We start from the raw sequence: 13,709 nt of genomic DNA, 5'->3' as shown, positions 1-13,709 counted from the left end.
AGTCCGGTTGGAAACAAAAGTGCAATCTTTGCACTAGTCTTGGCTTCCGTCTTGCGGCTATGGTGGAGGTGCAGCGGCATGTATGCGCTGCCATTCCATTCGAAGACGAAAAGATCGGAGGTATCGTTCATGGTATCCCAATCCGTAGGGGGCCTGGTTCTGGCCGCGATGCTTGTCCTCGGCTCGATCCCGGCCTCGCCCGAACCCGCGGCCGCGGCGAACGCGACCTATTACGTGGCCGTAACGGGCAGCGATTCTAACCCGGGCACGAGCGCCGAGCCGTTCCGCACCATTCAGCAGGCCGCCGACGTCATGCAGCCCGGCGACACGGCCGTCATTCGGGCCGGCACGTATCGGGAGACGGTGACGCCCGCGAGCAGCGGCGCGGAAGGCGCGCCCATCACGTTCCGGGCGGAAGCGGGCGCAACCGTCGTCGTCAGCGGCACCGAACCGCTCGGCGGCTGGACGCAGCACGCCGGCAACGTCTACAAGGCGGCTCTTGCGCCGCTGCAGAACCTCGGACACGAGAACCAGCTGTTCGTCGGGTCCGGCGGCACGGCGGCGCCGCTCTGGGAGGCGCGCTGGCCGAACGTCGACGCGTACTCGCTGCCGGGGCTTCGGGACGGCATGGCCGTCATGGACGCCGGATCGGCAGCGGGAACGGAGATCGTCGACGGCGATTTGACGCAGCCGGACGGCTTCTGGGACGGTGCGACGGTATGGGTGCGGGGAGGCCACGGCTACCTCGCGCAGACGACGACGGTGGAGGACTACGATGCGGCCAGCCATACGCTGCATCTGGCGCCGATCCCGGACAACGCCGACTACCTGTACCCGACAGCCGGCAACGACTATTATCTCAGCGGCGTGCTGGGCGCATTGGATGCGCCGGGCGAATGGCACATCGACGCGGCGGCGGGAACGGTCTATGTGTGGGCGCCGGGCGGCGGGATTCCGTCGGACGTGGAGATCAAGCAGCGGACGACGGCGTTCGACTTAAGCGGCAAGTCGCATATCCGGCTCGAAGGGATCGGCACGTTCGCCGCCACGATCTGGATGGACGATTCCCACCACAACGTGCTGGACGGCATCCGGGTTCTGTATCCGTACTTCTCGGACTTCAGCCAGGGCTACTATCCGGGCCACCAGGACAACAGCGGCATCAACTTGTCCGGAGACGGCAACGAGCTGCGCAACAGCACCGTCGCCTACTCCTCCGGCACCCTCGTCAAGGTGAACGGCAGCCATAACCGGGTCGTCAACAACGAGATTCACGACGGCGACTACATGGGCTCGTATGCGTCGCTTGTCGTACTGGAGAGCGGCGAGCAAAATTTGATCAGCCACAATACGCTCCGGGATGCAGGACGGGCAAGCATCTACTGGAAGCGGGGCAGCGCCAACGTGCAGTACAACGACATCTACAACGGAATGTGGCTGTCCCGGGACGGCGGCATGATCTATACGTACGGCGCCGATCTCGGCAACAGCGAAATTCACCACAACCGGATTCACGGCAACCATGCCTACTCCTCCGGCTTCAATCTGTACCTGGACAATTTCACCGAGAACGCGGTCGTTCACCACAATGTCATCTACGGGGGCGACACGGGCATCGTGCTGAATACGCCGGGCAATTTCAAGCTGATCTACAACAATACGGTCGTCAACAACGGCCAGAGCTTCTCCTACTGGGGCGAGGAGCCTTACGGCGCCGAGCTGTACGGGACGCGGATCTTCAACAACATCTTCACGGACGCGGCTTCTTTCACGCCGGATACGGTCGTCGGCAACAACGTGACGGACGCCGCGGGCATCGGATTCGCCGACCCGGGTGCCGGCGACTACCGGCTCACGGCCGGCTCCACGGCGGTTAACGCGGGAGCGATGGTGCCGGGCATCACCGACGGGTTCGCCGGCGTCGCGCCGGACGCAGGCGCATACGAATACGGCGGTGCCGATTGGACGGCGGGGCATGATTTCGCCAATCCGCCGGATCCCGCATTCGTGCCGGTCAACACGCCTTATATGAACCTGCTGCGCAACAGCGGCTTCGAGCTGGGCCTTGCGCAATGGGGGAATTCGTCCACCGGGACGACCATCGGCGTGGACGGCTCGACCGGCTGGGCCAAGCGCGGCCTGTTCCAGAAGCTAAGATTGGGCGGCGGCGCAGACGGCGTCGCGCAGACAGTGACCGGCTTGAAACCGAATACGGGCTACAAGCTCGTCGGCTGGCTGCATAACGATGCCGGCGAAGCGGTCAACATCGGGGTGAAGGAGTACGGCGGCGAAGAGCGCAGCGCGTATTCGGACGATACCGAGTACGTGCGGAGAGAGGTCGACTTCACGACGGGACCGACGCAGACGAGCGCGCTCGTCTACGTGTACAAATCGTCGGCCGGACCGGGTTATTCCTACGCCGACGACCTCGGGCTGATCGAGACGACGCCGTTCGACGGCGGAGACGGGCAGGCGCTGAAGGAAGTCGCGCTCGAAGCGTCGGCGTTCGTGTACACGATTCGCGACAGAGGCAGTCTCTCGCTCGTCGGGACGCTGAACGACGGGACGGCCGCCGATCTGTTCGCCGCCGATTCGATCGCGATCACGTCCAGCGACAGCGGCGTCGTCCGCATCGACCGGGTGGATGGCACGACCGCGCAGCTGACCGCGATCGGCGCGGGACAGGCGACGATTACCGCGACCGTGACGCTAGACGGCAGGACGAAGGCGGCCGCACGCACCGTCACTGTCTTCCCCAAGCAGACGAACGGCGCCGTACAGGGCTGGAAGGCGGACGCCTACGGAGAACATGCCCGAGGGTTCGCGCTGAAGGAAGACGGCAAGCTGTCACTCATCGGCCAAGGCGATAACGTGTGGGCGTCGGCGGACGACTTCGTCTTCCTGAACCGGAAGGTGAAGGCGAAAGCAAACGAAACCGTCACACTGACAGCGACGATCGACGCCTTCCATACGAAGGACCCGAACGCGGCTATCGGCCTTATGCTGCGGGATGACGATGCGGTCGACGCCAAGCACGTCCACTTCCGGGCGGACGGATTGGGCGCGCTGCGGTACGCGTACCGGAACGAGGAAAGCATCCAGCATCCGGAGAACTACTGGGGCTCCCAGTCCGGGGTGCTCATGATCTTCGACAAGAGCGTGACGTTCCCGGCGAAGCTGAAGCTGGTGATGGCCGGCCAGACCGTCACGGGTTACTACGAAACCGCGGACGGCTGGCAGGAGATGGGGACGGTCGCGTGCGAGTATACGGGCAAACACTTGCTCGCGGGCGTCGGCCTCTATTCCGGAACGGGGTCGGCGCCGGTGAAGGCGGTTATCTCGGACTTGAAGGTGGAAGCGGGAGTTGAATAAACGCATCTTGTTCATCGGCAACAGTCTCACGTACGAGAACGATCTTCCCGGCATGGTGCAGCGGACGGCGCGATCGGCTGGGGCTTCCATTGGCGCGAGGAGGAGGACGGCGCGTGTACGACCGGCGTGCCGGGAGAGAAGGCTTGGTTCGCCTTCCGGATCGCGAACGGACAACAGCAAGAGGAGATGATGACGGTTGAAAAAGAATCGAACGCTGCGCACGTTCAAGAAGAACGCTGAACTGTTCACGCTGTCGTTCCCCTCGATGCTCTACATTTTCATCATGGCTTACGTCCCGATGTTCGGCATTATTATTGCGTTCAAAAACTACCAGTACGACAAAGGGATGTTCGGGAGCGAGTGGATCGGCTGGAAAAACTTCGAGTTTCTGTTCGTCAGCGACACCGCTTACCGCATTACGCGCAACACGGTGCTGTACAACCTGGGCTACCTGGCGCTGACGACGCTGTGCGCCCTGGCGCTGGCGATTCTGCTGAACGAGATCGCGAAGAAATGGCTAAAAATCTATCAGACTGCGCTCATCCTGCCCTTCTTCCTGTCGTGGGTCGTCGTCGGCTACATCGCGCTGGCGTTCCTCGACCATGAGAACGGCTACTTGAACGAATGGCTGAGCGCGTTCGGGATGGAGCCGAAGGAATGGTATTTCAGCGCCGTCCATTGGCCGTATATTCTGGTCGCCGTCCATCTGTGGAAGAGCATCGGCTTGTCCGCCATGGTCTATTACGCGGGCATTCTCGGCATCGACGGCGAGATGTACGAGGCCGCGAAGATCGACGGCGCTTCGAAGCTGCAGATGATCGTCAAGATTACGCTCCCGCACTTGACTTCGTTGATCATCATCCTGTTCATCCTGGGGCTCGGCAACATCTTCCGCGGCGACTTCGGCCTTCATTATTTCATCCCGAACAACAGCGGGATGACGTACGCGACGACGGACGTGATCGATACGTACGTGTACCGGGCGCTCAGCAAGGTCGGCGATGTCGGCATGGCGTCGGCCGTCGGCTTGTACCAATCGATCGTCGGTCTCGTGACAGTTGTGCTCGCCAATTACGCGGTGCGCAAAATCAACGAGGAACACTCGCTGTACTAGAGGGGGGACTATACTTTGCGGGCGACGACAACGACGGGTAAGAAGTTCGTATGGTCTCCGTTGCTTATCCATCTGTTCTTCATTCTGCTTACTGTCGCGATGCTGCTGCCGTTCGTCATGGTGATCGTCATCTCGTTCACGGACGAGCAGTCTATCCTGCAAGACGGCTTCCGGCTCTGGCCGGAACGGTTCAGCACCCTTGCGTACGATTATTTCCTGAAAACGCCGGACGTCATCCTCCGCGCCTACGGGGTGACGATCGCGGTGTGCGCCATCGGCACGACGCTCAGCCTGCTGCTCACTTCGTCGCTGGGATACGCGCTGTCGAGAAGGGATTACGCTTATCACCGGGTGACGTCGTTCTATGTGTTTTTCACGATGCTGTTCAGCGGCGGTCTCGTTCCGTTCTATATTTTGATGACGCAGTGGCTTCAATTGAAGGACACGATCTGGGCGATGATCGTCCCGGGCTTGCTCAGCCCGTTCAACGTGCTGATTATGAAGAGCTTCCTGGCGAAAATTCCGACAGAGATCATCGAATCGGCGAAGATCGACGGCGGAAGGGAGTGGCGGATCTACGCGCAGATCATTCTGCCGCTCTCCAAGCCCGCGCTGGCAACGCTCGGCCTGTTCATTCTGTTCGGTTATTGGAACGAATGGTTCAACGCGATGCTGTTCATTAACGACAGCAACCTGATGCCGCTGCAGCTGCTGCTGGTCAATACGCTCAGCTCGATCGACTTCATTACGTCGCGGCCCGAGTTCATGCGTGCGATGATTACGATCAATACGTCGCAGCTGCCGAAGATGTCGGTGAAATTCGCTGTCGTTGTCCTGTCCGCGGGACCGATGCTGCTCGTGTTCCCGTTCTTCCAACGGTTCTTCGTGAAAGGCTTGACGATCGGCGCGATCAAGAGCTAATTGACGACGATGTCTACCTGGACCGGGAGCGAGCGCTCCTCCCGATCCGGTATGCATAGCATCACTGTTTTTCCATTATGTACAGGGGAGGATTCTGGCACGATGAGAAACGGGAAGACCCACAGGTTGAGAGGTCTGCTTGCGCTAAGTATCGTCTTGGCGATGGCGTTGGCGGGATGCAGCTCCGAATCGCCGGCGGCGAGCGAGTCGCAGGCGGGCAGTACGCCGCCCGCGTCAAGCGGGGCGTCCGCATCCGGGACCGCGTCCGGCAGCGAGGAGCTGGAGCCGGTCGAGCTGATCTGGTATTACCCGCAAGCGCCGGTGCCGGCCGACTTGCAGGCGGTGAACGACGCGCTCAACAAAATTACGCAGGAGAGAATCAACGCGACGATCAAGCTGCAGCCGGTCATCTACGACAACTATGCGACGAAGCTTAACACGATCGTCGCGGCGAACGAAGCGATCGACATTATCTGGACCGCCACCTGGCTGTTCGAGTGGGTGCCGAACCAGAAGAAGGGCGTGTTCCAGCCGCTGAACGAGCTGCTGGAGAGCCACGGCAAGAAGCTGTTCGACATTATGCCGGAGAAGTTCTGGAACGACGTGAAGCTCGACGGGCAAATCTACGGCGTGCCGGGCTACCAGATCGCCGCGAGACAGCCGAGCTTCGTCATTCAGAAGCGGTTCGCGGACAAATACAATCTGGATCCGTCCACGATCAAAAAGCCGGAGGATTTGGAGCCGTTCCTGAAACAGGTGAAAGCGGGCGAGCCGGACATCGTTCCGTTCGGCATCGCGCAGAGCTGGTACGACGAATTGCTGTGGGGATACGATCCGTTCATCTCCGTCAAGCAGAACGATCCGAACCATCAGGTCATCACCAGCGTCCAGTCGGAAGAATACAAGCAGTACGTGACGCTGATGCGCTCCTGGTATACGCAGGATCTGATCAACAAGGACGCGGCGACGGCCGGCGACATCACCGCCGTCATCAGCAAAGGCGACGTCGCGGCTTGGTACGATTATACGGGCAAGCCGGGCTCGGAGACGGACTTCAAAAACCGGACCGGCGGCCACGACGTCATTATGATTCCGCTGTCGCAGCCGTACTTCACCGGGTCCGCCAGCACGATGAACGCGATCAGCCGGACGTCCAAAAATCCGGAGCGCGCCATGATGTTCCTGGAGCTCGTGAACACCGACAAGGAAGTATACAACCTGCTCAGCTACGGTCTGGAAGGCAAGCACTACACGAAGCTGGACGGCGAGTTCATCAAGGTGAATCCGGAAGCCGGCTATACGATCGGGTCGGACTGGGTATTCGGCAATACGATGAACGGCTACCTGATGGAAGGGACGCCTGCGGACAAGTACGAACAGACGAAGAAAGTGAACGACGAGGCGATCGTGTCCCCGTATTACGGCTTCATCTTTAACACCGATCCGGTGAAGACGGAGCTGGCCAACGTCGAGGCGGTCAACGAAGAGTACAGCCCGGGCCTGGACAGCGGCACGGTCGATCCGGAGAAAATACTGCCGACCTATCTCGACAAGCAGTTGAAGGCCGGCGCCGACCGCATCGCAGCCGAGAAGCAGAAACAGCTGGACGAATGGCTGGAGGCAAACGGAAAAAAGTAGGGGGCATGAACGACTAAAAGTCGGGTGACCGCTTGCAGGTGGACCGGGTACTGCGAACCGGCAGTCCGGGTTCGCCTGCGGCTCACTATAAAAAATAGCATATGGGAGGAATGAATGATGAAGACGAAGTCGAAATCGAAGTGGAAGCTGCGGTCGATGGCCGGAATGGCGCTGGCGGTGATGCTGCTGCTGTCGTCCATACCCGCCATGCCGGCGGGCGCTGCGCCGACGACGTATTACGTGGCGACGAACGGGAACGACGCCAATGCGGGAACGAGCGGCGCTCCGTTCCGGACGATCCAGCGCGCGGCGAACGTCGCGCAAGCGGGCGATACGGTCGTCATCCGCTCCGGCACGTACCGGGAGACGGTCACCCCGGCGAACAGCGGCACGAGCGGGCAGCCGATCAAGTTCCAGGCGGAAGCCGGCGCGACCGTCGTCGTAAGCGGCACCGAGCCGGTCACCGGGTGGACCCGCGAAGGGACGTCCAACATCTACTACGCCAATCTCCCTTCCAGCTTGGGCGCAGCGGAGCCGAACCGGCCGGATGCGCGGGGGCATCAGAACCAGGTGTTCGTCGTTAACGGTTCCTCCGTATCCCTGATGTGGGAGGCGAGGTGGCCGAACCTGGACAGCGCCTACACGTTCCAGGATCTGAAGGACAATATGGCGTTCGCCGATGCCGGAACGAACGGCCAGACGATCGTCGACCAGGCGTTGACGCAGCCGAACGGCTTCTGGAACGGCGCCACCGTATGGGTGCGCGGCGGACATGCCTTCATGGCCCAGACCGGCGTCGTGAACAGCTACAACTCGGCGACGAAGACGTTCAGCTTCACCTCGAATCTGCCTGATTATTTGCAGCCCGTGCCCGGAGACACGTACTACTTGTCCGGCATCAAGGGCGCCTTGGACAGTCCGAACGAATGGTTCATCGATTCTGCGGCCGGCCGCATCTACTTGTGGGCGCCCGGCGGCGGGTCGCCGACCGGCGTCGAGGTCAAGCAGCGGCTGACGGCGTTCGATCTGAGCAACAAATCGCATATCCATCTGGAAGGAATCCGGACGTTCGCCGCGAACATCAAGATGAGCAACGCTCACAACAACGTGCTGGATCGCATTCACGCATCGTACTTGTACTTTTCCGACTATATGGAGGACTGGTACCCCGTTCACCAGGACAGCGGCGGCATCGCGATCTCCGGGGACAACAACGAAATCAAGAACAGCACCATCTTCCATTCGACGGGCACGCTGATCCGGATCAACGGCGACAATAACCGGATCGTCAACAACGAGATTTCCGAAGGCAACTATATGGCGTCTTACACGTCCCTGATCTCGTTCGACGGCGGCGAGCAGAACCTGATCAGCCACAACACGATCCGGGACTCGGGCCGGGCAAGCATCTATTGGAAGCCGGGCAGCAAAGGCACCTTAAACGTGCAGTACAACAACATCTACAACGGGATGTGGCTGTCCCGGGACGGCGGGATGATCTACAGCTATGGCGCGGATCTGGGCAACAGCGTTATCCATCATAACCTCATCCACGACAATCTCGCCTATGGCGCGGAAGGAACGCCGTACGAGAACACGCCTTCGGGCTTCAACCTGTATCTCGACAATTTCACCTCGAACGCCATTCTGCACCATAACGTCATCTATGCCGGCAACACGGGCATCGCGATGAATACGCCGGGCAACTTCAGGCTCGTCTACAACAATACCGTCGTCGACATGAAGCCCGGCGGCTACAGCTTCGATTATTGGGGCGAAGATCTGTATCACGACGAATTGTACGGCACCCGGATGTTCAACAACATTCTGATCGGCAACAGGGACGATTTCACGAGCGACATGGTTCAGGGCAACAATATTCTGACGACCAGCGGCCTGACCTTCGTAAACGCCGCGGCACGCAATTACCGGCTGGCGGCCGGGTCGTCGGCGATCAACGCGGGCACGGTCATTAACGGCATTACCGGCAGCTTCAGCGGGTCGGCCCCGGATGCGGGCGCCTACGAATACGGCGGCGCGGACTGGACGGCCGGCCACAACTTCGCGAATCCGCCGGCGAATGCGACGTTCGCGACGGTCAGCACGCCGGGGATGAACTTGCTGAAGAACGGCGGCTTCGAGCACGGGATGGACCACTGGACGGGATCGTCCACCGGGACGACAGTCGGCGTCGCTCAGTCTCCCGCTTGGGAGAAACGCGGCTTGTTCAACAAGCTGCGCATCGGCGGAGGGGTAGACGGCGTGTCCCAGACGATTACCGGTCTTACGCCAAATACGGGCTACCGGTTCGTCGGGTGGGTGTATAATGACGGCGGAGAAGCCGTCAACATCGGCGTGTCCAACTACGGGGGCAGCGAGATGAGCGCCTATTCCGACGCGACCAGCTACCAGCGGCTGGAAGTGAATTTCACGACCGGGCCTTCGAGCACGAGCGCGCAAGTGTATATTTACAAGTCGTCGACCGGTTCGGGCTACTCCTACGGGGACGACTTCGGCCTCATTCAAACGACGGCATCCCCTTCGGATACGCAGGCGCCTTCCGCGCCGACGAATCTGGCGATGACGGCGAAGACGGATACGACGGTCAGCTTGTCCTGGACGGCGTCGACCGACAACGTCGGTGTGACGGGTTATGACGTGTATCGAGGCGCAACGCTGGCCGGTTCGTCGACCGGGACGACGTTCACGGCGACCGGACTGTCGCCGAGCACCGCCTATACGTTCACGGTCAAGGCGCGCGACGCGGCGAACAACGAGTCGGCGGCGAGCAACGCGGTGAACGTGACGACGGATGCGGCCGCCGCGCTTCCGAGCCCGTGGCTGACGCAGGACGTCGGCAGCGTCGGCGTCGCAGGCAGCGCCGCGTATGCAGGCGGCGCGTTCACCGTGAACGGGGCGGGAGCCGACATCTTCGGGACGGCCGACAGCTTCCGCTACGTGTACCAGCCGCTCAGCGGCGACGGCGAGATCGTCGCCCGGGTCGCCTCGGTGCAGAACACGGACAGCAACGCGAAGGCCGGCGTCATGATCCGAGAAGCGCTGGCGGCAGGTTCCAAGCACGCGACGATCAACTTGACGCCCGGCGGGGAAGCGCAGCTGCTGTGGCGCGATACGACGAACGGCGCCACCTCGTACGCGCTCGGCTCGGCATCCGCTCCGTATTGGGTCAAGCTCGTTCGCAGCGGCAGCACGATGACCGCGTCGATCTCGCCGAACGGCACGTCCTGGACGGAAGTAGGCAGCGCGACGGTCGCGATGGGCACGAACGTCTATGCCGGCTTGGCGGTGCTCAGCAAGAACAACGCGGCGCTTAACACGTCGACGTTCGACAACGTGAGCGTCACCGGCAGCGGCGGACCGTCGGATACGGAGGCGCCGACCGCGCCGGCGGATCTGGCGATGACGGCGAAGACGGACACGACGGTCAGCTTGTCCTGGACGGCGTCGACCGACAATGTCGACGTGACCGGCTACGACGTGTACCGGGACTCGACGCTGGCCGGTTCGACGAACGGTTCGACGACCGAGTTCACGGCGACCGACCTGGCGCCGAACACTACGTACAGCTTCACGGTCAAAGCGCGCGACGCGGCAAACAACGAATCGACGGCCAGCAACGCGGTGAACGTCACGACGAACCCGCTGCCGAGCCCGTGGCAGACGCAGGATATCGGCAGCGTCGGCGCAGCGGGGAGCGCGTCCCACGCGAGCGGCACGTATACGGTGAACGGGGCGGGCATCGACATCTTCGGGGCGGCCGACAGCTTCCACTACCTGTACCAGCCGATGAGCGGAGACGGCGAGATCATCGCCCGCGTCGCCTCGGTCCAGAATACGGACACCAATGCGAAGGCGGGGGTCATGATCCGCGAATCGCTGACGGCCGGTTCCCGGCACGCGATCATGAACGTGACCCCCGGCGGGGAAGCGCAAATGCTGTGGCGCGCTTCGACGGACGGCGCCACGAACTATTACCTGGATACGGCCAGCGCGCCTTATTGGGTTCGGTTGGTGCGCAGCGGCGACACGATTGCCGGCTCCATATCGGCCGACGGGTCGACCTGGACAACGATCGGCAGCGAGACGGTCGCGATGGGTACGAACGTCTACGTCGGCTTGGCCGTCCTGAGCAAGAACAACGCCGTCCTGAACGCGTCGACGTTCGATAACGTGACGGTTACGCCTTAATCGGCGGGGAAGGAACCGTCAACGTCAGCAGGAGACCTCTCTTCATCCTGACGGACGACATCGACTGAGTATCGGACACAAGGAAGAAGCCGCTCCCGCGAGCGGCTTCTTTCCTTACGTCGCCCACCATGGGCGACGCCAATCAGATAGTTGACTTGGAAGCAACGACCATGGCGGTCCGTCAGGGAGTCGGTATAGCGCTATCGGGATGATCGGTCAAATTTTATTTATCCTTTGAAGATGATGGAACGCTGGTCGCGGAACTTGCAGAGAAATGACTTTTAATTAAGGTATAGCTGTAGATCGGATATTTATGAAGTGCGCGAACGGTACTCGCATGGACGCTCTCTACTGTAACGGATTCATGGGAAGGATGGGAAGATGAGCTTGATGTAGAAGGATAGACTTGATAAGCTGGAGGCAAGTCACGGACAGATCGGTTCGTCGGGAGGGCAATCCGCAATGGTAGAGCAGCAGATTGAGCTGTGGAATCGGGCATCGATCCATATTCTGGATGTCCGGCACGTGGTCGTCGATACGGTGCAAGCCGAATATAGCTACAAGTTTCCCGCTTCGGCATACGTGGTTGTCATGCGCGGCAAGGGAGATGCCCGATTGCTGCACAACAAGTACACGCTGCGGCCTCTGCAAGTTTTTCATGGGGCGAAGGGGGCAACCCTCACGATTCGCATCGAGGAGCCGCTGGAATTGGGTCTGATTTTGTACCGGGCATGGTTAACGCTGAGCGACCATTATCGGAGATTTCGGGTTCCCGATTTGGAGAACCCTTTTCGGCTATCCTATGCTTTAATTCCTCGCTACCCGCTGGACACTTACAGCAAAGTAAGAACGATGCTGGAGGAATGGCAGGCCGGCACGCCGCTCGCCCGATTCCATGTCAAGTCGATGTTTCTGTCGCTTGTGCATGAATGGATGGCGCAATTGCAACAACAGCCGCACGATACGCTCGAGCCCAATCTCGTGGAACAGGCCATTCGCTACATGTGCGACCACATTCAGGAACCGATCTCGCTGGATCAGCTTGCCAATCGGCTGTCCTGCAGCTCCCGTCACTTGGCCAAACGGTTCCAGCAGCAGCTGCAGGCAAGCCCGATTCAGGTGCTCACCCGTATTCGCTTGACGAAAGCGGTGCAATATCTGTGCGATACGGAGGTGTCTCTGCAGGAAATCGCAACGCGCATCGGGTATGTTCATGCCTTCACGCTGCATAAAGTGTTCAAGAAACATATTGGACTGTCTCCGGGACTGTTCAGGCAGAGGTGGCTGGAAGGAAAACCGCTTCCGAAATGGCCAATCGTTCGTTCCGATTCGGATATTGTTGAGCATTTTTCTTCTCCCTATAATGATAATGATTATCAAAATCATTTCATGGAAAGAAAGAGGGAAACCTACTTGAACAAAAATGCAACGCTATCCGTGTCGACCTTATTGTTATGTCTCGCATTGCTGACGGGCGCATGCGCCGGGAGCGGCCCCTCGAACGCAGGCGACGCGTCGCCGGCCGTGTCGTCGCTTGCCGCTTCCACCGAAGGAGCAACGCGCATCGTATCCACGATAAATGGCGAAATTGAGATTCCCGTAAAACCTGAACGAATCATCGGCGTACCGATCGAGTATCGCGAGCTGCTGCATGCTTTGGGGGTGAAGCCGGTAGCCGCGCAGAACAATAATGAGGATTTTCCTTCTTATTTGGCGGCCGATTTTCAGGATGTAATCAAGCTTGGCGGCGGCATCGAGCTGCCTTTCGAGGTGATGCTGAGCGCGAATCCCGATTTGATCGTGGCTTCCAGTTGGGCTGCCCGTGAATCGTTCGACTCCCTGAACAAGATTGCGCCGACAGTCGTATTGGAGGATACGGATTGGCGATCCACCTTGCCGATGATGGCGGAGGTTCTGAACAAGCAAGAGGAGGCCGATCGAGTGCTGGCCGAGTATGATGCGGCGGTATCGGCGGCCAGACAGCGGCTGCAAGAGATCGTCGGCAGCCAAACTGTCATGATGCTGCAGGTGAAAGGTAAAGATTATCAAGTGATCGGCATGAAAAATGGACGAGCTCAAATTTTATATCATGAATTGGGATTGCAGCCGCCGAACGGCGATTTGCAGGAAGAGTCCCAGCTGGTGGTGTCGATGGAAAAAATACCGGAATTTGATCCGGATTACATCTTGCTGCAGCTGTTCGATGAGGAGGAAGAGTCTCGCAAGGCGTTCGACGAGCTGATGAATCATCCTGTATTTCAAAACATGAAGGCGTTTAAAAACAATCATGTGTTTCCGGTCGGCCTGGACAACGGCGGGAGGGAGTGGCATCTGTTCAGCTTCTCGCCTCAAGCCAATCTGCACGGCATTCAGGAGATTGTCGCGGCGTTCGAAAATAGCAACAAGTAGCAGCAACCAGTAGCGGCGCCGATCGTTCCTTCCTTGAAGGTCTCTC

The 13,709-nt window shown here is 60.0% G+C and carries 7 protein-coding genes; all 7 read left to right on the top strand.

The genetic code is table 11. The annotated features are described in order from the left end of the window. Positions 1-129 precede the first annotated feature (129 nt). On the top strand, positions 130-3,372 hold the full coding sequence (locus tag ACFO3S_RS21315; protein ID WP_378100208.1) for a right-handed parallel beta-helix repeat-containing protein: 3,243 nt from the start codon (positions 130-132) through the stop codon (positions 3,370-3,372). Beyond that, positions 3,365-3,562 (top strand): hypothetical protein, encoded by a 198-nt coding sequence (locus tag ACFO3S_RS21310; RefSeq protein WP_378100206.1) that lies wholly within the window; start codon positions 3,365-3,367, stop codon positions 3,560-3,562. Before ACFO3S_RS21315 ends, ACFO3S_RS21310 begins: the two co-directional genes overlap by 8 nt. A 6-nt stretch (positions 3,563-3,568) precedes the next feature. Next, positions 3,569-4,486 carry an ABC transporter permease subunit gene (locus ACFO3S_RS21305; protein WP_378100204.1) on the top strand — a complete coding sequence of 306 codons (918 nt, stop codon included), beginning with the start codon at positions 3,569-3,571 and terminating at the stop codon, positions 4,484-4,486. 15 nt (positions 4,487-4,501) lie between these two features. Continuing rightward, complete coding sequence (locus ACFO3S_RS21300; RefSeq protein ID WP_378100202.1) at positions 4,502-5,407, top strand: carbohydrate ABC transporter permease; 906 nt, start codon at positions 4,502-4,504, stop codon at positions 5,405-5,407. A gap of 102 nt (positions 5,408-5,509) precedes the next feature. Continuing rightward, positions 5,510-7,045, top strand: coding sequence for an ABC transporter substrate-binding protein (locus ACFO3S_RS21295; protein ID WP_378100200.1), 1,536 nt, complete (start codon positions 5,510-5,512; stop codon positions 7,043-7,045). Positions 7,046-7,162: 117 nt separating this feature from the next. Further along, positions 7,163-11,254 (top strand): fibronectin type III domain-containing protein, encoded by a 4,092-nt coding sequence (locus ACFO3S_RS21290; RefSeq protein WP_378100198.1) that lies wholly within the window; start codon positions 7,163-7,165, stop codon positions 11,252-11,254. 462 nt (positions 11,255-11,716) lie between these two features. After that, complete coding sequence (locus ACFO3S_RS21285; RefSeq protein WP_378100196.1) at positions 11,717-13,663, top strand: ABC transporter substrate-binding protein; 1,947 nt, start codon at positions 11,717-11,719, stop codon at positions 13,661-13,663. Positions 13,664-13,709 lie beyond the last annotated feature (46 nt).

Source organism: Cohnella hongkongensis, assembly GCF_042654645.1.
Taxonomy (GTDB): domain Bacteria; phylum Bacillota; class Bacilli; order Paenibacillales; family Paenibacillaceae; genus Cohnella; species Cohnella hongkongensis.
The sequence above is the reverse complement of the archived record's forward strand: the minus strand, read 5'-3'. Positions and strand labels throughout refer to the sequence as shown.

Excerpts from the sequence above, each read along its gene's own strand:
- ACFO3S_RS21295 (WP_378100200.1), top strand. The coding sequence starts at position 5,510 with ATGAGAAACGGGAAGACCCACAGGTTGAGAGGTCTGCTTGCGCTAAGT.
- ACFO3S_RS21285 (WP_378100196.1), top strand. The coding sequence starts at position 11,717 with ATGGTAGAGCAGCAGATTGAGCTGTGGAATCGGGCATCGATCCATATT.
- ACFO3S_RS21290 (WP_378100198.1), top strand. The coding sequence starts at position 7,163 with ATGAAGACGAAGTCGAAATCGAAGTGGAAGCTGCGGTCGATGGCCGGA.
- ACFO3S_RS21315 (WP_378100208.1), top strand. The coding sequence starts at position 130 with ATGGTATCCCAATCCGTAGGGGGCCTGGTTCTGGCCGCGATGCTTGTC.